General features: G+C 55.2%; 20 protein-coding genes and 1 riboswitch. Of the genes, 16 read left to right on the top strand and 4 right to left on the bottom strand.

Going from position 1 to position 20,448, the window contains the following annotated elements:
- Positions 1-85: 85 nt before the first annotated feature.
- From hutI to hutH, 5 genes are all read left to right on the top strand, one after another.
- The gene (gene hutI, locus SK34_RS14395; RefSeq protein ID WP_048233293.1) at positions 86-1,309 is read left to right on the top strand and encodes an imidazolonepropionase; all 1,224 of its coding nucleotides are present in this window, start codon (positions 86-88) and stop codon (positions 1,307-1,309) included.
- Complete coding sequence (hutG, locus tag SK34_RS14400) at positions 1,306-2,247, top strand: formimidoylglutamase (protein ID WP_048233294.1); 942 nt, start codon at positions 1,306-1,308, stop codon at positions 2,245-2,247. Before hutI ends, hutG begins: the two co-directional genes overlap by 4 nt.
- Before the next feature lie 87 nt (positions 2,248-2,334).
- A complete protein-coding gene (locus SK34_RS14405) occupies positions 2,335-3,054 on the top strand; it encodes a histidine utilization repressor (protein ID WP_003023059.1) in 720 nt (239 codons plus the stop codon).
- Between the two features lie 136 nt (positions 3,055-3,190).
- On the top strand, positions 3,191-4,876 hold the full coding sequence (gene hutU, locus SK34_RS14410) for a urocanate hydratase (RefSeq protein WP_003837071.1): 1,686 nt from the start codon (positions 3,191-3,193) through the stop codon (positions 4,874-4,876).
- A gap of 1 nt (position 4,877) precedes the next feature.
- Positions 4,878-6,398, top strand: a complete 1,521-nt coding sequence (hutH, locus tag SK34_RS14415) for a histidine ammonia-lyase (RefSeq protein WP_003837068.1) — start codon at positions 4,878-4,880, stop codon at positions 6,396-6,398.
- Positions 6,399-6,493: 95 nt separating this feature from the next.
- Here the strand turns inward: hutH and SK34_RS14420 are convergent, their stop codons facing one another.
- The gene (locus SK34_RS14420) at positions 6,494-6,970 is read right to left on the bottom strand and encodes a kinase inhibitor (protein WP_044701085.1); all 477 of its coding nucleotides are present in this window, start codon (positions 6,968-6,970) and stop codon (positions 6,494-6,496) included.
- Between the two features lie 57 nt (positions 6,971-7,027).
- Entirely contained in the window at positions 7,028-8,317 is a 1,290-nt protein-coding gene (bioA, locus tag SK34_RS14425) for an adenosylmethionine--8-amino-7-oxononanoate transaminase (RefSeq protein WP_003035170.1), read from the bottom strand.
- A 76-nt stretch (positions 8,318-8,393) separates the two neighbouring features.
- Here bioA and bioB point away from each other — a divergent pair, with 76 nt between their 5' ends.
- The 4 genes from bioB to bioD are packed head-to-tail and all read left to right on the top strand — an operon-like array spanning position 8,394 to position 12,018.
- Entirely contained in the window at positions 8,394-9,434 is a 1,041-nt protein-coding gene (gene bioB, locus SK34_RS14430) for a biotin synthase BioB (RefSeq protein ID WP_003837062.1), read from the top strand.
- Positions 9,431-10,588, top strand: a complete 1,158-nt coding sequence (gene bioF / locus SK34_RS14435) for an 8-amino-7-oxononanoate synthase (RefSeq protein WP_048233295.1) — start codon at positions 9,431-9,433, stop codon at positions 10,586-10,588. Before bioB ends, bioF begins: the two co-directional genes overlap by 4 nt.
- Positions 10,572-11,327, top strand: coding sequence for a malonyl-ACP O-methyltransferase BioC (gene bioC, locus SK34_RS14440; protein WP_048233296.1), 756 nt, complete (start codon positions 10,572-10,574; stop codon positions 11,325-11,327). The genes bioF and bioC overlap by 17 nt, the downstream gene beginning before the upstream one ends.
- Positions 11,320-12,018: a dethiobiotin synthase gene (gene bioD / locus SK34_RS14445; protein WP_048233298.1), complete on the top strand. Its 699-nt coding sequence runs from the start codon at positions 11,320-11,322 to the stop codon at positions 12,016-12,018. Before bioC ends, bioD begins: the two co-directional genes overlap by 8 nt.
- Here bioD and SK34_RS14450 read toward each other — a convergent pair.
- A complete protein-coding gene (locus tag SK34_RS14450; protein ID WP_003035181.1) occupies positions 11,984-12,706 on the bottom strand; it encodes an ABC transporter ATP-binding protein in 723 nt (240 codons plus the stop codon). The genes bioD and SK34_RS14450 overlap by 35 nt on opposite strands.
- Before the next feature lie 769 nt (positions 12,707-13,475).
- Between SK34_RS14450 and uvrB the strand changes: the two genes are divergently transcribed.
- Complete coding sequence (gene uvrB / locus SK34_RS14455; RefSeq protein WP_003837055.1) at positions 13,476-15,497, top strand: excinuclease ABC subunit UvrB; 2,022 nt, start codon at positions 13,476-13,478, stop codon at positions 15,495-15,497.
- Positions 15,498-15,619: 122 nt separating this feature from the next.
- On the opposite strand, the gene yvcK is transcribed toward uvrB, so the two are convergent.
- Positions 15,620-16,528, bottom strand: coding sequence for a uridine diphosphate-N-acetylglucosamine-binding protein YvcK (yvcK, locus tag SK34_RS14460; RefSeq protein WP_003837052.1), 909 nt, complete (start codon positions 16,526-16,528; stop codon positions 15,620-15,622).
- A 329-nt stretch (positions 16,529-16,857) separates the two neighbouring features.
- Positions 16,858-17,003: riboswitch (molybdenum cofactor riboswitch) on the top strand.
- On the opposite strand from yvcK, the gene moaA reads away from it, so the two are divergent.
- The 6 genes from moaA to SK34_RS14490 all read left to right on the top strand — a co-directional run bounded on the left by moaA (position 16,991) and on the right by SK34_RS14490 (position 20,438).
- The gene (gene moaA / locus SK34_RS14465) at positions 16,991-17,980 is read left to right on the top strand and encodes a GTP 3',8-cyclase MoaA (protein ID WP_003035186.1); all 990 of its coding nucleotides are present in this window, start codon (positions 16,991-16,993) and stop codon (positions 17,978-17,980) included. Its footprint overlaps the riboswitch before it by 13 nt.
- A 19-nt stretch (positions 17,981-17,999) precedes the next feature.
- A complete protein-coding gene (gene moaB / locus SK34_RS14470) occupies positions 18,000-18,512 on the top strand; it encodes a molybdenum cofactor biosynthesis protein B (RefSeq protein ID WP_003035187.1) in 513 nt (170 codons plus the stop codon).
- Positions 18,513-18,514: 2 nt separating this feature from the next.
- Positions 18,515-19,000: a cyclic pyranopterin monophosphate synthase MoaC gene (moaC, locus tag SK34_RS14475; protein ID WP_048233300.1), complete on the top strand. Its 486-nt coding sequence runs from the start codon at positions 18,515-18,517 to the stop codon at positions 18,998-19,000.
- Positions 18,993-19,238 carry a molybdopterin synthase sulfur carrier subunit gene (gene moaD, locus SK34_RS14480; RefSeq protein ID WP_003837047.1) on the top strand — a complete coding sequence of 82 codons (246 nt, stop codon included), beginning with the start codon at positions 18,993-18,995 and terminating at the stop codon, positions 19,236-19,238. Before moaC ends, moaD begins: the two co-directional genes overlap by 8 nt.
- Before the next feature lies 1 nt (position 19,239).
- Positions 19,240-19,692: a molybdopterin synthase catalytic subunit MoaE gene (gene moaE / locus SK34_RS14485; RefSeq protein ID WP_003035193.1), complete on the top strand. Its 453-nt coding sequence runs from the start codon at positions 19,240-19,242 to the stop codon at positions 19,690-19,692.
- A 41-nt stretch (positions 19,693-19,733) separates the two neighbouring features.
- Positions 19,734-20,438, top strand: coding sequence for a Bax inhibitor-1/YccA family protein (locus tag SK34_RS14490; RefSeq protein ID WP_003831536.1), 705 nt, complete (start codon positions 19,734-19,736; stop codon positions 20,436-20,438).
- Positions 20,439-20,448: the final 10 nt, after the last annotated feature.

The raw sequence follows: 20,448 nt of genomic DNA on the forward strand, positions 1-20,448 counted from the left end.
GATAACAATTATGGCTCTTCAGGTTGACAACATCACTATAATCAAAAATAAATGTCTATACAACCTATGACAAGTGGTGAGTCGAATGCAGCAATTCTTCCCTGATGATGTTATCTGGCGCAATGTTCGTCTGGCGACTATGGATCCTGAACGTGGTACCCCATATGGGCTGGTGGATGGTCACGCGCTGATCGTCCGCCAGGGCAAGATTCGCGATATCGTCCCGGAATCATCGTTATATCTCACACATGACAATACTTTTGATATGCAGGGCCGGCTGATTACGCCAGGCCTGATTGATTGCCATACGCATCTCGTCTTTGGCGGAAACCGCGCAGGTGAATGGGAGCAGCGGTTAAATGGTGTCTCCTACCAGCAGATAAGCGCTCAGGGTGGGGGGATCAATGCCACCGTATCGGCGACCCGCAGCGCTACGGATGAACAACTCTTACACGTAGCCCATCAGCGGATGGAACAGCTGATCAAAGAAGGTGTTACGCTGTTGGAAATAAAATCCGGCTACGGCCTGGATTTGCCGACAGAAGAGAAAATATTGTGCGTGGTGGCAGCGCTGGCGGCAGAGAATATCGTTGAAATCAGCCCGACGCTGTTGGCTGCGCATGCGACGCCAACGGAATTCAGGGATGATCCTGACGGCTATATTACGCTGGTGTGCGAGACCATTTTGCCGCAGCTGTGGGAACAAGGGCTGTTTGAGACCGTTGATCTGTTCTGTGAAAGCGTTGGTTTTTCGTTGGCGCAGAGTGAGCGGGTGTTTCAGGCTGCGCAGGCGCTGGGCATCCCGATTAAAGGCCATGTCGAACAACTGTCATTGCTTGGCGGCGCGCAGTTGGTAAGCCGCTACCACGGACTATCCGCCGATCATATTGAATACCTCGATGAAGCGGGCGTGGCGGCAATGAGCCAAAGCGGTACGGTCGGCGTGCTGCTGCCCGGCGCATTCTATTTCCTCAAAGAGCAGCAGCGCCCACCGGTAGCGTTGCTGCGTCAATATCAGGTACCGATGGCGGTAGCGACAGATTTTAACCCCGGTACCAGCCCGTTTATCAGCCTGCACTGGGCGATGAATATGGCCTGCGTTCAGTTTGGCTTAACGCCGGAAGAAGCATGGGCGGGCGTAACCCGTCATGCGGCCCGGGCGCTGGGGCGTCACGCCACCCACGGTCAATTGAAGGCCGGGTTTGTGGCCGATTTTGTGGTGTGGGATGCCACACTTCCTGTTGAGATCCTGTATGAACCAGGACGCAACCCGCTCTACCAACGCGTATTCAAAGGACAAATAGCATGACTCACTGGCAACCTGCTTCACCTGCGCTATGGCAGGGACGTGATGACCGGGCCGAATCGCCGAATGCGCTGCGCCTGTTTCAGACTATCACCCAGAGCCCGACGTTTAGCCCAGAAATGTATCGCGAGCAGATAGCGTTGCTCGGGTTTGCCTGCGACGAAGGTGTTAAACGTAATCAGGGGCGCACGGGAGCTGCCGGAGCGCCCGATGTGCTGCGCAAGGCGCTGGCGAATTTAGCCAGCCACGATGGGCATCATCGACTGGTGGATCTGGGCAATATTGTGGCGCAGGCCTCCGATCTTGAGGGCGCGCAGCAGGCGCTACACAATGCGGTACAGCGTTGCCAGCAGGAAAATATGCGCACCTTTGTTCTGGGGGGCGGACACGAAACCGCATATGCCCATGGCGCAGGTGTGCTGGACGCGTTCCCGCAGGCGAAAGTGGGGATAGTCAACTTCGATGCGCATCTCGATTTGCGCCATGCCGGGCAGGCTACATCCGGTACGCCGTTTCGCCAGCTGGCGCAGCTTTGCGATGAACAACAGCGTGAATTTCACTATGCCTGTATCGGCGTCAGCCGGGCGGCAAACACCCAGGCGCTTTGGGATGAGGCCCAGCGGCTCGGTGTGACCGTAGTGGAGGATCTGCATTGTGATACGGCGCAGGCGCGGTTAGCGCAGTTCATTGCCAATCTGGATGTCATCTATCTGACAATCGACCTCGACGTGCTGCCGGTGTGGGAAATGCCCGGTGTGTCGGCCCCCGCCGCGCTTGGCGTACCGTTGGCGACGCTGCTGAGACTGATTGAGCCTCTGTGTCGTAGCGGTAAACTACAGGCGGTGGATATGGTTGAATTTAATCCACGCTTTGACGATGATGGCCGGGCGGTGCGGGTTGCGGCGCGATTAGGCTGGCAAATCGCCCACTGGTGGCACTGACATACCTGATGGCGTTGCGCTTATCAGGTTCGGGTAATGCCTGTAAACTGTACCCACTCACATTTTCAGCTTAAGGAAGGCTCACGCATGCTCCCATCCCGTTCTGCTCCGGCTCCTTTTTACGAAAAGGTCAAACAGGAGATCAGCGAAAAAATTGCCAGCGGTATCTGGCAGCCTCACGATCGCATTCCGTCTGAGGCAGAACTGGTGGCGCAGTATGGTTTCAGCCGCATGACCATCAACCGGGCGCTGCGTGAGTTAACGGATGAAGGTTTACTGGTGCGTTTGCAGGGCGTGGGGACGTTTGTCGCCGAGCCAAAAGGTCAGTCCGCGCTGTTTGAAATTCGTAGCATCGCGGATGAAATTAACGCCCGTCAGCATCAGCACCGGTGCGAAGTGCTGACGCTGGAAAGAACCCGGGCAAACGCGCAGCAGGCTTTGGTATTAAACGTCAAAGAAGGCACCTCTATTTTTCACTCTGTCATGGTGCACTACGAGAACGATCTGCCGGTACAGATTGAAGATCGCTGCGTGAATGCCGAAATTGTGCCCGAGTATCTGGCGCAGGATTACAGCCAGACTACGCCGCACGCTTACCTGTCGCTGATAGCCCCCTTGACCGAAGGTGAGCATATTGTTGAGGCCGTTCGCGCCAGCGCCGAAGAGTGCGCGCTGCTGAACATCAAAGAACACGATCCCTGCCTGCTGATCCGCCGCAAGACCTGGTCCGCGTCATCCATTGTCTCTCATGCCCGTTTGCTGTTCCCTGGTTCCCGCTATCGACTGCAAGGGCGGTTTATGTCCTGATACAGGAGATGAAAACCGTGATTGCTGACGCAATATAATAAAAATGTATCTTAATTGTTAAAATCATCCTTGCGGTGACTTGTATAGACAAGTATATGTTACTTATCTATCCGACGTTCGCGAGGAGTTTTCTGTCATGTCCCATAGCAAATATCGTCAGCAGGATATTCGTGCCCCACGCGGCACCACCTTAACGGCCAAAAGCTGGCTGACCGAAGCGCCGCTGCGCATGTTAATGAATAATCTGGATCCCGATGTGGCGGAAAATCCGCATGAGCTGGTGGTTTACGGCGGGATTGGCCGCGCCGCACGGGACTGGGAATGCTATGACGCCATCGTCAACGCGCTGACCAAACTGGAGACCGATGAGACGCTGCTGGTCCAGTCCGGAAAACCGGTAGGCGTATTCAAAACTCACGACAACGCACCGCGCGTGCTGATTGCCAACTCCAACCTGGTGCCACATTGGGCTACCTGGGAACACTTCAACGAACTGGACGCCAAAGGGCTGGCGATGTACGGCCAGATGACCGCCGGGAGCTGGATCTACATCGGCAGCCAGGGCATCGTGCAGGGGACTTATGAAACCTTCGTTGAGGCCGGGCGTCAGCATTATCAGGGTAACCTGAGCGGGCGCTGGGTACTGACCGCCGGACTGGGCGGTATGGGCGGGGCGCAGCCGTTAGCCGCTACGCTTGCGGGGGCGTGTTCGCTGAACATTGAATGCCAGCAAAGCCGAATCGATTTCCGTCTGCGTACCCGTTACGTGGACGAGCAGGCGACATCGCTTGACGATGCGCTGGCGCGTATCGACAAATACACTCGCGAGGGTAAAGCGGTCTCCATTGCGCTGTGTGCGAACGCCGCCGACGTTGTGCCGGAACTGGTGAAGCGCGGTGTGCGCCCGGATATGGTCACCGACCAGACCAGCGCCCACGATCCGCTGCATGGTTATCTGCCGTCTGGCTGGAGCTGGGAAGAGTATCAGGCAAAAGCGGTGTCCGATCCGCAAGGCACGGTGCAGGCGGCGAAACGTTCAATGGCAACGCACGTTGAGGCGATGCTGGCGTTTAGCAAAATGGGCGTGCCAACGTTTGATTACGGCAACAACATTCGCCAGATGGCCAAAGAGATGGGCGTGGAAAATGCCTTTGATTTCCCCGGCTTCGTACCTGCTTATATTCGACCGTTGTTCTGTCGCGGCATTGGCCCGTTCCGTTGGGTGGCGCTTTCCGGCGATCCGCAGGATATTTATAAAACAGATGCCAAAGTGAAAGAGATCGTGGCTGATGATAAGCACCTTCATCACTGGCTGGATATGGCGCGTGAGCGGATTAATTTCCAGGGTTTACCGGCGCGTATCTGCTGGGTCGGCCTGGAGTGGCGTCAGAAACTGGGGCTGGCGTTTAATGAAATGGTGCGCAGCGGTGAAGTATCCGCGCCGATTGTTATTGGCCGTGACCATCTGGACTCCGGTTCTGTTGCCAGCCCGAACCGCGAAACTGAAGCTATGCGCGACGGTTCAGACGCCGTATCCGACTGGCCGCTGTTGAACGCGCTGCTTAACACCGCCAGCGGCGCGACTTGGGTGTCGCTGCATCACGGTGGCGGGGTCGGTATGGGCTTCTCTCAGCATGCCGGGATGGTGATTGTTTGCGATGGCACCGATGAAGCCGCGGCGCGTATCGCCCGGGTCTTACATAACGATCCAGCGACCGGGGTGATGCGTCACGCCGACGCCGGATATGACATTGCGGTGGAATGCGCCGTCGAAGAAGGGCTAAATTTGCCGATGGTTGCCGCGACGCAGGAGAAACGCTGATATGAACACCATGACACTCACGCCGGGCCATCTGAGTTTTATCCAGCTACGTGAAATCTGGCAGCAGCCGGTCAAACTGAGTCTGGATGCCGGGGCGATCGATGCTATTAACGCCAGCGTCGCCTGCGTCAATAATATTGTCGCTGAAGGCCGTACGGCGTATGGCATTAATACCGGCTTTGGCCTGCTGGCCCAGACCCGTATCGCCACGGAAGATTTGCAGAATTTGCAGCGTTCGCTGGTGCTTTCCCATGCGGCAGGTGTCGGCGAGGCGCTGGACGACGCGATGGTGCGTCTGATTATGGTGCTGAAAATCAACAGCCTGGCGCGCGGTTTTTCCGGTATTCGCCTGAGCGTGATTGAAGCGCTGATTGCGCTGGTGAATGCCGAGGTGTATCCACTGATCCCGGCGAAAGGCTCCGTGGGGGCATCGGGTGACCTGGCGCCGCTGGCGCATATGTCTTTGACGCTGTTGGGAGAAGGGAAGGCGCGCTGGCAGGGTGAATGGCTCCCGGCGACCGAAGCGCTGAAAAAGGCCGGGCTGGAGCCGATAACGCTGGAGGCAAAAGAAGGGTTGGCGTTGCTCAACGGCACCCAGGCTTCGACGGCCTTTGCGCTGCGTGGGCTAATTGAAGCTCAGGAACTGTTTGCGTCTGCAACGGTGTGCGGGGCGCTGACCACCGAAGCCGTGCTGGGTTCCCGTCGTCCGTTTGACGCCCGTATTCACGCCGCGCGAGGGCAGCGTGGGCAGATTGATGCCGCAACGCTGTATCGTCACGTATTGACCGACACCAGCGCGCTTTCGCAGTCGCATCATAACTGTGAGAAAGTGCAGGATCCGTATTCTCTGCGCTGTCAGCCACAGGTGATGGGGGCATGTCTGACGCAAATGCGCCAGGTGATGGATGTTCTGCTGGTGGAAGCCAATGCGGTTTCCGACAACCCGCTGGTATTTGCCGAAGAGGGGGATGTCATATCTGGCGGCAACTTCCATGCTGAACCGGTGGCGATGGCAGCAGATAATCTGGCGCTGGCGATTGCGGAAATCGGCTCGTTATCGGAGCGACGCATTGCGTTAATGATGGATAAACACATGTCGCAACTGCCGCCGTTTTTGGTGAAAAACGGTGGGGTGAACTCCGGCTTTATGATTGCTCAAGTCACGGCTGCCGCGCTGGCGAGTGAGAACAAAGCGCTGGCGCATCCGCATAGCGTAGACAGTTTACCGACGTCCGCCAACCAGGAAGATCACGTATCTATGGCTCCGGCGGCGGGGCGCAGACTGTGGGAGATGGCAGCAAATACGCGCGGCGTGATTGCCGTAGAGTGGCTGGCGGCGTGTCAGGGGATTGACCTGCGTGAAGGGTTAACCTCAAGCCCGCTGCTGGAGCAGGCGCGCCAGGCTTTACGCGAGCAGGTTGCTCATTACACGCAGGATCGCTTTTTCGCACCGGATATCGAGTGCGCGACCGAACTGTTAGCGCAAGGAACGTTGCTGAAATTGCTGCCTGAATTTCTGTAGAAAATTGCCTGATGGCGACGCTGACGCGTCTTATCAGGCTTACGGTCTGCTTTGTACGCCGGATGAGGCTAAGCCGACATCCGGCACAACAGAACTTAGCTAAATATTGCGGTAATAGAAGCGCTGGCGAGCGAGTGGAAATGGACGTTAAATCCAACCATCGCGCCGCTGGCGTCCTCATCGACATCAATACGCTCCACATCCAGTGCGTGAACTGTAAAGATATAGCGGTGGGTTTCCCCCTTCGGCGGCGCAGCGCCACCATAACCGGCTTTACCAAAATCCGTGCGTGTTTGCAGCACGCCTTCCGGCAACGCAACCAGCCCCGAGCCGTAACCTTGTGGTAAAACCCGGGTATCTGCAGGCAGGTTAACCACCACCCAGTGCCACCAGCCGGAGCCGGTTGGCGCATCAGGATCGTAACAGGTCACGACAAAGCTTTTAGTCCCGGCGGGCACATCATCCCATGCCAGGTGCGGGGAAATATTATCCCCGTCATATCCCATGCCGTTAAAGACGTGGCGATGAGGAAGCTTTTCGCCATCGCGCAGATCGTTACTGATTAGTTTCATGCTGACTCCTCTCGTTAGCCAAAAAGTGTAGCCAGAAACCGTAGAGCTTACCGCTGATTAATCGCTAAAAAATGTTGCATTGCGCACAGCCTCGTTGACGGCCTGGGTCAGACGACGCAGTTGTTCGGGCTTGATGATGTACGGCGGCATCAGATAAATGAGCTTACCAAACGGTCTTACCCACACGCCCTGTTCGACAAAGAACTTCTGTAACGCGGCCATATTCACCGGATGCGTGGTTTCTATCACGCCGATGGCACCAAGCACGCGCACGTCGGCGACCCAACGGGAATCTGCCGCCGGGGCGAGTTCTTCACGCAACTGCGCTTCAATGGCCGCGACCTGCGAGCGCCATTCGCCGGTTTCGAGCAGCGACAGGCTGGCAGAGGCGACGGCGCAGGCCAGTGGATTACCCATGAAAGTCGGGCCGTGCATAAAACATCCGGCTTCACCGTTACTGATGGTTTCCGCAACCAGGCGCGTGGTCAGGGTGGCGGAAAGGGTCATCGTTCCGCCGGTTAACGCTTTGCCAAGGCACAAAATGTCCGGAGTGATATCGGCATGCTCACAGGCAAACAGCTTGCCCGTGCGACCAAATCCGGTGGCGATTTCATCGGCAATCAGCAAAATGCCTTCCCGGTCACACATCTTACGGATGCGCTTTAACCATTCGGGGTGATACATGCGCATGCCGCCAGCGCCCTGCACAATCGGCTCAAGGATCACTGCCGCAATTTCGTGGCGATGTGCGGCCATCAGACGGGCAAAAGGCACCATATCCAGTTCGTCCCATTCGCCGCCCATCCGGCTTTGCGGAGCGGGCGCAAACAGGTTATCAGGCAGATAACCCTTCCACAGACTGTGCATCGAGTTGTCGGGATCGCAGACCGACATCGCGCCGAAAGTATCGCCGTGATAACCGTTACGAAATGTCAGGAAACGCTGACGGGATTCACCTTTAGCCTGCCAGTATTGCAGCGCCATTTTCATCGCGACTTCCACGGCGACCGAACCAGAATCCGCGAGAAAAACGCACTCCAGCGCCTCGGGCGTCATCGCCACCAACTGGCGACACAGCGCAATAGCCGGGGCATGGGTAATGCCGCCAAACATCACGTGCGACATGGCATCAATCTGCGTTTTCATCGCGGCATTCAGCTGCGGGTGATTGTAACCGTGGATCGCCGCCCACCAGGATGACATGCCGTCAATCAGCTTCTCACCGCTGGCTAATATCAGTTCACAACCTTCGGCACGCGTCACCGGATAAACCGGTAGCGGGGAGGTCATGGAGGTGTAAGGGTGCCAGATATGGCGTTGGTCAAACGCAAGATCGTCCGTTGTCATAATCGACTTGTAAACCAAATTAAAAAGATTTAGGTTTACGAGTCTACACCAAACTAACAACGAAACGTATACCAATATGGCTCATTCTTCTCGCTGGACAATGTCGCAAGTCACCGAATTATTTGAAAAACCGCTGCTGGATCTGTTGTTTGAAGCGCAGCAGGTTCATCGTCAGCATTTCGATCCGCGGCAGGTACAAGTTAGTACGCTGCTGTCGATAAAGACCGGTGCTTGCCCGGAAGACTGCAAATACTGCCCGCAAAGTTCCCGCTATAAAACCGGACTGGAAACGGAACGTTTGATGGAAGTTGAACAGGTTCTGGACTCTGCCCGTAAGGCGAAACAAGCCGGTTCAACGCGGTTTTGCATGGGCGCGGCGTGGAAGAACCCTCACGAACGCGATATGCCGTACCTGGAACAAATGGTTCAGGGCGTGAAAGAACTGGGGCTGGAAGCCTGTATGACGCTGGGCACGCTGGACGAATCTCAGGCCCAGCGCCTGGCCAATGCGGGTCTGGACTACTACAACCACAACCTCGACACCTCGCCGGAATTTTACGGCAATATCATTACCACCCGTTCGTATCAGGAGCGCCTGGATACGCTGGATAAAGTGCGTGAGGCGGGCATTAAAGTTTGCTCCGGCGGGATTGTGGGGCTGGGTGAAACAGTGACCGACCGCGCGGGTCTGCTGCTGCAATTAGCGAATCTGCCGACGCCGCCGGAAAGCGTGCCGATCAACATGTTGGTGAAAGTGAAGGGCACGCCGCTTGCCGATAACGACGACGTAGATGCTTTTGATTTTATTCGTACTATCGCCGTCGCGCGTATCATGATGCCGACCTCATACGTACGTCTTTCTGCCGGACGCGAGCAGATGAACGAACAAACCCAGGCAATGTGCTTTATGGCCGGGGCCAACTCGATTTTCTACGGCTGCAAACTGCTGACCACGCCGAACCCGAACGAAGATAAAGATTTATTGTTGTTCCGTAAGCTGGGTCTTAACCCGCAGCAAACGGCGGTACTGGCGGGTGATAACGAACAGCAACAACGTCTGGAGCAGGCGCTGCGTACCCCGGATACCGACGATTACTACAACGCGGCAACCGTATGACCTGGCAGCAAAAAATCGACGATGCGCTAACGGCGCGTCGTCGTGCTGATGCGTGGCGTCGGCGCTATGCAGTGACACAGGGTGCTGGTCGCTGGTTACAGGCTGGCGGTCGTCAGTATCTGAATTTCTCCAGCAACGACTATCTCGGCTTAAGCCACCATCCGCAAATTATCTGCGCGTGGCAGCAGGGCGCTGAGCGTTTTGGCGTCGGCAGTGGCGGCTCGGGCCATGTCAGCGGTTATTCCGTTGCGCATCAGGCGCTGGAAGAAGAGCTGGCGCAGTGGCTCGGCTATTCCCGGGCGCTGTTGTTCATCTCCGGTTTTGCCGCTAATCAGGCAGTGATAGCCGCATTGATGGAAAAAGACGATCGCATTGTCGCCGACAGGCTTAGCCATGCCTCGCTGTTGGAGGCCGCCAGCCTTAGCCCTGCTGTTTTACGTCGCTTTACCCATAACGATCCGCAACACCTGGAGCGTCTGCTGACTTCCCCCTGTCCGGGGCAGCAGCTGGTGGTCACTGAAGGCGTATTCAGCATGGATGGCGATAGTGCGCCGCTGGCAGAAATCCACGCGGTGGCGAAACGGCAGGGCGCGTGGCTGCTGGTGGATGATGCGCATGGGATTGGCGTGAGCGGTGAGGAAGGGCGTGGCTCGTGCTCTCGACAGCAGGTGAAACCTGAGCTGCTCGTAGTGACGTTTGGCAAAGGGTTTGGCGTCAGCGGTGCGGCGATCCTGTGTTCTGATAGCGTGGCCGACTATCTGTTGCAGTTTGCCCGCCATCTGATCTACAGCACCAGTATGCCTCCGGCGCAGGCGCAGGCCTTACGCGCCGCGCTGGCGGTGATCCGCAGCCGTGAAGGCGATGAACGCAGGGAAAAGTTAGCGATGCTGATCCAGCGTTTTCGCGCTGGGGTGAATACTACGGATTTGACGCTGGCGCATTCAGACAGCGCTATTCAACCGCTGATCGTTGGCGACAATCATAAAGCCCTGCAACTGGCACAGACATTACGGCAACAGGGATGCTGGGTGACGGCGATTCGCCCACCAACGGTGCCCACCGGTACGGCCAGATTACGGCTGACGCTGACACAAGCGCATGAGGTGCAGGATATCGATCGTCTACTGGAGGTGTTGCATGGCACAGGTCAATAAACAGGCGATTGCCGCCGCGTTTGGCCGCGCTGCCACCCACTATGAGCAACACGCAGAGCTACAACGTCAGAGTGCCGATGCGTTACTGGCACAACTCGATGGCCGGGAGTTCTCAAGGGTTTTGGACGCGGGCTGTGGGCCTGGGCGTATGAGTCTCTACTGGCGGGAGCAGGGGAGCGAGGTCTGTGCGTTGGATCTGTCGGCGCAAATGCTGGCTGAAGCGCAGCGTCACGATGTTGCCCATCACTATCTGCTGGCGGATATCGAAGCCATTCCGCAGGCCGCTGCCACTTTCGACCTGGCCTGGAGCAATCTGGCCGTGCAGTGGTGCAGCGACCTACGCGGTGCGTTAAGCGAGCTATACCGGGTGGTGCGTCCTGGCGGAACGGTGGCGTTTAGTACCCTGGCGCAAGGTTCGATGCCGGAACTTCGTCAGGCGTGGCGAACAGTTGATGACCGGGAGCATGCCAACCGTTTTTTGCCCGTGGAGCAACTGGAAAACGCGCTGTGCGGCTGGGACGTTGAATACCAGTCTCATGCCGTCACGCTGTGGTTTGACGATGCGCTGAGCGCCATGCGCTCGTTGAAGGGTATTGGTGCGACGCATTTGCATGATGGACGCGAGCAGCGTGTGCTGACCCGCTCGCAACTGCGTCAGCTACAGCTCGCCTGGCCCTGTCAGCAGGGGAAATATCCGCTGACCTATCATCTTTTTTTGGGAGTGATTCAACGTGACTAACACGTATTTTGTCACCGGGACGGACACTGAAGTAGGTAAAACTATCGCCAGCTGTGCGTTGCTTCAGGCGGCGGGACAGTTGGGATTGCGAACCGTCGGCTATAAGCCGGTGGCGTCAGGCAGTGAAATGACGGATGAAGGTCTGCGAAACAGTGATGCGCTGGCGCTACAGCGCAACAGCGTTGTAGCCGTGGATTATGCAGCCATCAATCCGTATACCTTCGCGGAACCTACCTCACCGCATATCATCAGTGCTGACGAAGGGCGCCCCATTCAGGCCTCCGTGATGTCTGCGGGTTTACGCTTGCTTGAAGAACAGGCTGACTGGGTATTGGTGGAAGGTGCAGGCGGATGGTTTACGCCGCTTTCGCCAACGCTGAGTTTTTCTGACTGGGTAAAAGAGGAACAACTGCCGGTGATTCTGGTGGTTGGCGTTAAGCTCGGTTGTATCAATCATGCCATTTTGACCGCCCAGGCGGTGCAGCAGGCTGGGCTGACGCTCGCCGGATGGGTTGCCAATGATGTGACGCCGCCCGGCAAGCGTCATGCTGAATATATGGCGACGCTAAAGCGTGCGCTTGCGGCTCCGCTGCTGGGGGAAATTCCCTGGCTGGCAGAAGAGCCGGAGCAAGCATCGACAGGTCGTTATATCGATCTTAGCGTTTTGTCTCCGGCATCCACCAGTCGTTGATTAGCGGGTCGCTGAATTGTGTTATTTGCCCTTGAGCCACGTTGCGGCCACGATGTAACAAGCAATAGCAGTCGGCGACCCGACGAATGAACGGCAGGCTCTGCTCCGCGAGCATAATGGTGATGCCAAGCTCCTGGCTTAGCCTCACAATCAGATTCCCCAGTTTGTGGATATACGCCTGGCCTGTTCCTCGTGTGGGCTCATCGAGGATCAGCAGACGCGGGCGAGTGACCAACGCGCTGGCGAGTGCAAGCTGGTGCTGATTTTCCTCCGACAATGCCACCCCTTTGGCCTGACGCAGTACAAACAGCTGTGGAAACAGGCGGTAAATATCGCTGCTGTTCATTGCTTCGCTTTCCTCAACCGCCTGGCGCGCAATGTGCAGATTTTCCTCTACCGTCAACTGCGAAAAAATTCGCCGCTCCTGTGATACACAGTTAATACCTAGTGCAATGCGCTTTGCCGCCGGAATCTGAAGCAGATCGCAAGGTGGTGCGCCAGCCTGATGCCAGAACATGGTTCCGCTCTCAATCGGTAAATTGCCGATGATGCAATTGGCAAGCGTAGTCTTTCCCATCCCTGGAAGACCCAGCACGGCGGTACATTTACCGGGCAACAGGTCGAGATCGACATCCCAAAGCGAGTGTTGATTACCGTAATAGTGATTCACTGCACGAAGACTCAACATAGATTTCTCCCTCATGATGATATCCGCCTCGCGGACTGGTGGTCGGGAGAAAACTGCAAATCTCTTGCCAGAAGCGGAATTGGGGAAAAATACAGCAGGATGGCGTGCAGCGCTGGCGGTAAATTCTTACTGACCGCATTCCTGACATTGTTTTGTGCACATTGGCAGTGCCTGGTAGTGTCGTGATGGTGCAGGCAGGAAAATGATGAAAATGCGAGCAAGATCTCGGCCATCCGAGGTCGCTTCGTTAGCTGATAAATATCAAAAAATAGCGATAATTTTTTTTTATCCCACCAGAAAAGACCATCAGGACGTTTTTGCCAGGCTACAGTCCATACGGGCTGGAGGCAGTTATCCACTATTCCTGTGGATAACCTTGTGTATTAGGGTTAGAAAACACAATGTAAGCGAGAGAAGACGCGGCCTGCGACTAAATTGATGCGAAAGACGGCTCAAGATAATAATCATTAGATTACAGGATGTTAGATAAATGCAATGGCTGTCGCAGAAGTGTCATGCGTTGCCACAAAACTTTCATCGAGTAGCTTGACAAATGTTAAAAAAGTCATTGGTTTGGGGATAACACATTTTTGCTGGTGTTTTATCTTGCCTGCGGACAAATTTTAGCCTGTAGTCACGGCCATTTTGCTGGGGTAACAGAAATATTCTGGCGCGTTACTGTTTTTTCATCCAGTATATTTTACTGGCAAAATATACTGCTGCGAGTAAAATTACACACCTGCCCGCCCATTGCTTCAGGTAGCTGCTCATGAGTAAACCGTTCAAACTAAATTCCGCTTTTAAACCCTCTGGCGATCAGCCTGAGGCGATTCGTCGCCTGGAAGAAGGTCTGGAGGATGGTCTGGCGCATCAGACGCTACTGGGGGTGACGGGGTCGGGGAAAACATTCACCATCGCTAATGTGATTGCGGACTTGCAGCGTCCTACCATGGTGCTGGCCCCCAATAAGACACTTGCTGCTCAGCTGTACGGTGAGATGAAAGAGTTTTTCCCGGATAACGCGGTGGAGTATTTTGTCTCTTACTACGACTATTATCAGCCGGAAGCCTACGTACCCAGTTCTGACACCTTCATCGAGAAAGATGCTTCGGTCAACGAACATATTGAGCAGATGCGCCTGTCGGCAACCAAAGCGCTGCTGGAACGTCGCGATGTCGTTGTCGTGGCGTCGGTTTCCGCGATTTATGGTCTGGGTGACCCGGATTTGTACCTGAAAATGATGCTGCACCTGACGGTGGGGATGATTATCGACCAGCGTGCGATCCTGCGTCGTCTGGCGGAGCTGCAATATACCCGCAACGATCAGGCATTCCAGCGCGGGACCTTCCGCGTGCGCGGTGAAGTGATCGACATTTTCCCGGCAGAATCCGATGACATCGCGCTGCGCGTGGAACTGTTTGATGAAGAGGTCGAACGTTTATCGCTGTTTGACCCGCTGACCGGACAGGTCGAATCCACAATTTCGCGCTACACCATCTATCCTAAAACGCACTACGTGACGCCGCGAGAACGTATCGTGCAGGCGATGGAAGAAATCAAAGTTGAGCTGGCAGAGCGGCGTAAAGTCCTGTTGGCAAATAACAAACTGCTGGAAGAACAGCGCTTAAGTCAGCGTACCCAGTTCGATTTGGAAATGATGAATGAGCTGGGTTACTGCTCGGGGATTGAAAACTACTCCCGCTATCTGTCCGGGCGCGGCCCCGGCGAGCCGCCGCCGACGCTGTTTGATTACCTGCCTGCCGATGGCCTGCTGGTGGTGGATGAATCCCACGTGACTATCCCGCAAATTGGCGGCATGTATCGCGGCGATCGGGCGCGTAAAGAAACCCTGGTTGAATACGGATTCCGTCTGCCGTCGGCGCTGGATAACCGTCCGCTCAAATTTGAAGAGTTCGAGGCGCTGGCTCCGCAAACTATCTACGTTTCGGCGACGCCGGGCAACTATGAGCTGGAGAAATCCGGTGATGAAGTGGTCGATCAGGTGGTACGACCGACCGGCCTGCTGGATCCGGTCATTGAGGTGCGTCCGGTGGCGACGCAGGTTGACGATCTGCTGTCGGAGATCCGCACCCGTGCGGCGATTAACGAACGTGTGCTGGTCACCACGCTGACCAAACGGATGGCAGAAGACCTCACAGAATACCTCGAAGAACATGGCGAGCGGGTGCGTTATCTGCACTCTGACATCGATACTGTGGAACGCATGGAAATCATTCGTGACCTGCGTCTGGGCGAGTTTGACGTGCTGGTGGGTATCAACCTTTTACGTGAAGGTCTGGACATGCCTGAGGTCTCCCTGGTGGCGATTCTGGACGCAGACAAAGAAGGATTCCTGCGTTCTGAACGTTCGCTTATCCAGACCATCGGTCGTGCGGCGCGAAACATCAACGGTAAGGCTATTCTCTACGGCGATAAAATTACCGCCTCAATGGCTAAAGCGATTGGTGAAACCGAACGTCGTCGTGAGAAACAGCAACTCTACAACGAAGAGCACGGTATTACGCCGCAGGGCCTGAATAAGAAAGTAGTCGATATTCTGGCGCTGGGTCAGAATATTGCGAAGACCAAGGCGAAAGGTAAAGGGAAGTCACGCGCAGGCGCGAAGTCTGAAGTTGTGGAACTGGATATGACGCCAAAAGCGCTGCAGCAGAAGATTCACGAGCTGGAAGGGCAGATGATGCAGCATGCGCAGAATCTTGAATTTGAAGAGGCAGCGACGATCCGCGACCAGTTGCATCAACTGCGCGAGTTGTTTATCGCAGCATCGTAAGAGTGTGCCGGATGCGGGGTAAACCCCTTATCCGGCCTACGGCAAAGATCGCGTCCGTAGGTCGGATGTCGGAGCGGAGCGTTTGGTAGGCCTGATAAGCGCCGCGCATCAGGTAAATCCGTTTAGCCTAGCGCCTGCACCGCTTTCTCCAGCGCACTATGCAATAGCTGGCGGTCATGGCGGTAGGGAATATCGCTGGCTTCCAGCACTTCCTGAATGACAACGCGGTCGGTAACGACGGAAGCATCCACTTTCGGACCCACTACTACCGCATCAATCACTTTCTTCCCGACGTACTGTTCAATAATGGCCAGCTTATCGCTAAGCGTCAGGCTGGCTGCTGGCAGGCTTAATTCGCGCCCCAGATTGCCTATATAGACCATCGGGGCCGGTGTGCGACGTAACGCCTGCGCCAGCTCGTCTAGCAACAGGATCGGCATCAGGCTGGTGTAAAAACTGCCTGGTCCTATCAGAATCAAATCCGCTTCGGCGATAGCCTCTACTGCTTCCCGCGTGGTGGGGACTTTTGGCGATAGCATTAGCTCCTGAGGCGGGATAGTAAGCTGATCGATATTCACTTCGCCATAGACTTCATGCCCCTGATCGTCGATAGCCATCAAATCCACCGGCAGCTCCGACATCGGAATTAAATGCGCATCTACCTTCAACAGGCTTCGAATTAAATTGATGGCTTCCAGAGGCCGCACGCTGAGGTGATCGAGCGCTTTTAACATCAGATTTCCGAGGTTATGCCCGGAAAGTTCGCCATTCCCGCCAAAACGGTACTCAAACATCGCGGATGCGACGCTGGGCTGGGTAATTAACTGGTTCAGACAGTTACGCATGTCTCCCCAGGCTATCCCGCCTTCAGAGCGACGAATACGACCTGTCGAGCCGCCGTTATCCGTGGTGGTGACGATACCCGTCAGGCGTGAGCCTAGAGGGGAAAGTGAGGAGAGAACGCGTCCTAATCCATGCCCTCCGCCGAGAGCGACAACGCGGTCCAGATCTGCCAGCGTGCGAGTGCGCATATATTTTCCTGATATCAATTGATCGGCGTTACAGTAACGTAAATAGCGTGTTTTCAGCAATTATCCAGTCGGCATCTGCCGTAATTTTTTTCTGCGGTCTACTCCTTTCTGGCGAGATCCACCTGATGGCAAGATGATGTATATCAATGCAAAACTGTGATTTTTGCTTATTCTGTAGCGAAATTGCACGATCATGTCGTTATGTATGTATTTATATAGCGAAAGTGTACATGGCAAAAGCGTCATTTACACGCTAGTATCGGCATAACCACTAAGTACTCTTAATAATTTGAGTTGCCGGAAGCCAACGCATCTGCAACACGAAGTATGACGAGTATAAACACTCTAGCCTCTGCACCTGGGTCAAATGATACGGTGCTTTGGCCGTGACAAGACTTGAAAAAGTTTGTCACCAGGGCGCAGGAAGAAATGACTACGTCTCCCGTATTTGGAAAGGTGTACATGGGCTCTCAACTTACCGATGCTTTCGCACGTAAGTTTTACTACTTACGTTTGTCGATTACCGATGTGTGTAACTTTCGTTGCACCTACTGCCTGCCGGATGGCTATAAGCCCGGTGGGGTCACCAATAACGGCTTTCTGACCGTTGATGAAATTCGCCGTGTCACGCGCGCGTTCGCCAGTCTGGGAACGGAAAAAGTGCGTCTGACAGGGGGCGAACCTTCACTGCGTCGCGACTTTACGGACATTATCGCCGCCGTGCGCGAAAACGACGCCATCCGTCAGATTGCGGTAACCACCAATGGTTATCGTCTGGCGCGCGATGCTGCTGCCTGGCGCGATGCCGGACTGACCGCGCTCAACGTCAGCGTCGACAGCCTGGATGCCCGTCAGTTTCATGCCATTACCGGGCAGGACAAGTTTCAACAGGTGATGGCAGGCATTGACGCCGCCTTTGATGCGGGTTTTGAAAAAGTGAAAGTCAACACCGTGCTGATGCGCGACGTAAACCATCATCAACTGGACACCTTCCTTGCGTGGATCCAACCTCGGCCAATCCAACTGCGTTTTATTGAACTGATGGAAACGGGCGAGGGCAGCTCTCTCTTCCGTAAACACCATATCTCCGGACAGGTACTTCGCGATGAGCTGCTGCGTCGCGGCTGGATCCACCAGATCCGACAGCGCAGCGACGGCCCAGCTCAGGTTTTCTGTCATCCTGATTATGTTGGTGAAATTGGTCTGATCATGCCTTATGAGAAAGACTTCTGCGCCACCTGTAATCGTCTGCGCGTTTCCTCTGTTGGCAAGCTTCATCTGTGTTTATTTGGTGAAGGCGGTGTAAGCCTGCGTGATTTGCTGGAAGATGACGCTCAGCAGTCGGCACTGGAAGAACGTATTTCAGCCGCGCTGCTGGAGAAAAAGCAGACCCATTTCCTGCATCAGAACAATACCGGTATTACGCAAAACTTATCTTACATTGGCGGCTGATCGCTAAAAGGAGTTTTTCATGAGTCAGGTAAGCGCTGAATTTATCCCGACACGCATTGCTATTCTTACTGTTTCCAACCGTCGCGGCGAAGAAGATGACACCTCCGGCCATTATCTGCGTGACTCGGCGCAAGAAGCGGGTCATCAGATTGTCGATAAGGCGATTGTCAAAGAAAACCGTTACGCCATCCGCGCCCAGGTTTCTGCCTGGATTGCCAGTGATGATGTACAGGTAGTGCTCATTACCGGCGGTACCGGGTTAACCGAAGGGGACCAGGCGCCGGAAGCGCTGCAACCGCTGTTTGACAGAGAAGTTGAAGGGTTTGGCGAAGTCTTCCGTATGCTGTCGTTTGAAGAGATTGGCACCGCGACGCTGCAATCCCGCGCGATTGCCGGAGTGGCCAATAAAACGCTGATTTTCGCCATGCCGGGTTCGACCAAAGCGTGTCGTACCGCCTGGGAAAATATCATTGCGCCGCAGCTTGATGCCCGTACGCGTCCGTGTAATTTCCACCCACATTTGAAGAAATAAGTATGTCGCAACTGACTCATATTAACGCCGCTGGCGAAGCGCATATGGTGGATGTCTCCGCCAAAGCGGAAACTGTACGCGAGGCGCGTGCTGAAGCATTCGTGACTATGCGTAGCGAAACGCTGGCGATGATTATCGATGGCAGCCACCATAAAGGTGATGTATTCGCCACGGCGCGTATTGCGGGTATTCAGGCCGCCAAACGTACCTGGGATCTTATCCCGCTGTGCCATCCGCTGATGCTGAGTAAGGTGGAAGTCAATCTTCACGCTGAACCGGAGCACAACCGCGTACGGATTGAAACGCTGTGTAGCCTGACCGGTAAAACCGGCGTTGAAATGGAAGCGTTAACGGCGGCCTCCGTGGCGGCGTTGACCATCTACGATATGTGCAAAGCGGTGCAAAAGGATATGGTGATTGGTCCGGTGCGTCTGCTGGCAAAAAGCGGCGGCAAGTCCGGAGATTTTAAGGTAGATGCGCATGATTAAGGTTCTCTTCTTTGCTCAGGTACGCGAACTGGTAAACACCGATGCGTTAGAGGTTGCCGCCGAGTTTGCAACGGTAGAAGCGCTGCGCAAGCATCTTGCGGCAAAAAGCGATCGCTGGGCGTTGGCGCTGGAAGACGGCAAGCTGCTGGCGGCGGTAAACCAGACGCTGGTCGATTTTGACCATCCCCTTAACTCAGGTGACGAAGTTGCTTTCTTCCCACCGGTAACCGGAGGCTAAGATGGCGGAAACGCGAATTGTTGTTGGCCCTGCGCCGTTTCGCGTCGGGGATGAGTATCCCTGGCTGGCAGAGCGTGATGAAGACGGCGCGGTAGTCACTTTCACCGGTAAAGTGCGCAATCACAATCTCGGTGACAGCGTTAAGGCGTTAACGCTGGAACACTATCCGGGAATGACCGAAAAAGCGCTGGCGGAGATTGTCGACGAAGCGCGTTTGCGCTGGCCGCTGGGTCGGGTGACGGTTATTCATCGCATTGGCGAACTGTGGCCGGGTGACGAAATCGTGTTTGTTGGCGTGACCAGTGCGCATCGCAGCAGCGCGTTTGATGCCGGGCAGTTCATTATGGATTACCTGAAAACCCGCGCGCCGTTCTGGAAGCGCGAGGCCACGCCGGAAGGTGAGCGCTGGGTTGATGCCCGCGACAGCGATAAGCTAGCAGCAAAACGCTGGTAGAGTACAATTGTTGTAGGCTCATACTGATTCAGGAGATTGTCATGGACCGATTCCCACGATCCGATTCTATTGTACAGGCCCGTTCCGGCCTGCAAACGTATATGGCGCAGGTATACGGCTGGATGACCTGCGGACTGTTGCTGACGGCGTTTATCGCCTGGTATGCGGCAAATACGCCCGCGGTGATGATGTTTGTCTTCTCCAGCAAAATCACCTTCTTTGGCCTGATCATCGCTCAACTGGCGCTGGTGTTCGTCCTGTCCGGCATGGTGCAAAGGCTGAGCGCGGGTATGGCGACCACGCTGTTTATGCTCTACTCGGCATTAACCGGGCTGACGCTATCAAGCATTTTTATCGTCTATACCTACTCGTCTATCGCCAGCACCTTTGTGGTTACCGGAGGGATGTTCGGGATCATGAGTTTGTATGGCTACACCACCAAACGTGATCTGAGCGGCTTCGGCAATATGCTGTTTATGGCGCTGATCGGTATTGTACTGGCCTCACTGGTTAACTTTTGGCTGAAGAGCGAAGCGCTGATGTGGGCGGTGACCTATATCGGGGTGATTGTGTTTGTTGGTCTGACCGCCTATGACACGCAGAAGTTGAAAAATATCGGTGAGCAGATTGACCTGCGCGACAGCTCCAATCTGCGTAAATACGCGATTCTTGGGGCCTTAACGCTGTATCTGGACTTCATCAACCTGTTCCTGATGCTGCTGCGTATTTTCGGCAATCGTCGTTAATTCTCTGTTG

Source organism: Citrobacter sp. MGH104 (assembly GCF_001034485.1).
Lineage (GTDB): Bacteria > Pseudomonadota > Gammaproteobacteria > Enterobacterales > Enterobacteriaceae > Citrobacter > Citrobacter freundii.

Coding starts and splice junctions, on each gene's coding strand:
- hutI (WP_048233293.1), top strand. CDS start 86: ATGCAGCAATTCTTCCCTGATGATGTTATCTGGCGCAATGTTCGTCTG.
- hutG (WP_048233294.1), top strand. CDS start 1,306: ATGACTCACTGGCAACCTGCTTCACCTGCGCTATGGCAGGGACGTGAT.
- SK34_RS14405 (WP_003023059.1), top strand. CDS start 2,335: ATGCTCCCATCCCGTTCTGCTCCGGCTCCTTTTTACGAAAAGGTCAAA.
- hutU (WP_003837071.1), top strand. CDS start 3,191: ATGTCCCATAGCAAATATCGTCAGCAGGATATTCGTGCCCCACGCGGC.
- hutH (WP_003837068.1), top strand. CDS start 4,878: ATGAACACCATGACACTCACGCCGGGCCATCTGAGTTTTATCCAGCTA.
- SK34_RS14420 (WP_044701085.1), bottom strand. CDS start 6,970: ATGAAACTAATCAGTAACGATCTGCGCGATGGCGAAAAGCTTCCTCAT.
- bioA (WP_003035170.1), bottom strand. CDS start 8,317: ATGACAACGGACGATCTTGCGTTTGACCAACGCCATATCTGGCACCCT.
- bioB (WP_003837062.1), top strand. CDS start 8,394: ATGGCTCATTCTTCTCGCTGGACAATGTCGCAAGTCACCGAATTATTT.
- bioF (WP_048233295.1), top strand. CDS start 9,431: ATGACCTGGCAGCAAAAAATCGACGATGCGCTAACGGCGCGTCGTCGT.
- bioC (WP_048233296.1), top strand. CDS start 10,572: ATGGCACAGGTCAATAAACAGGCGATTGCCGCCGCGTTTGGCCGCGCT.
- SK34_RS14450 (WP_003035181.1), bottom strand. CDS start 12,706: ATGTTGAGTCTTCGTGCAGTGAATCACTATTACGGTAATCAACACTCG.
- uvrB (WP_003837055.1), top strand. CDS start 13,476: ATGAGTAAACCGTTCAAACTAAATTCCGCTTTTAAACCCTCTGGCGAT.
- yvcK (WP_003837052.1), bottom strand. CDS start 16,528: ATGCGCACTCGCACGCTGGCAGATCTGGACCGCGTTGTCGCTCTCGGC.
- moaA (WP_003035186.1), top strand. CDS start 16,991: ATGGGCTCTCAACTTACCGATGCTTTCGCACGTAAGTTTTACTACTTA.
- moaB (WP_003035187.1), top strand. CDS start 18,000: ATGAGTCAGGTAAGCGCTGAATTTATCCCGACACGCATTGCTATTCTT.
- moaC (WP_048233300.1), top strand. CDS start 18,515: ATGTCGCAACTGACTCATATTAACGCCGCTGGCGAAGCGCATATGGTG.
- moaD (WP_003837047.1), top strand. CDS start 18,993: ATGATTAAGGTTCTCTTCTTTGCTCAGGTACGCGAACTGGTAAACACC.
- moaE (WP_003035193.1), top strand. CDS start 19,240: ATGGCGGAAACGCGAATTGTTGTTGGCCCTGCGCCGTTTCGCGTCGGG.
- SK34_RS14490 (WP_003831536.1), top strand. CDS start 19,734: ATGGACCGATTCCCACGATCCGATTCTATTGTACAGGCCCGTTCCGGC.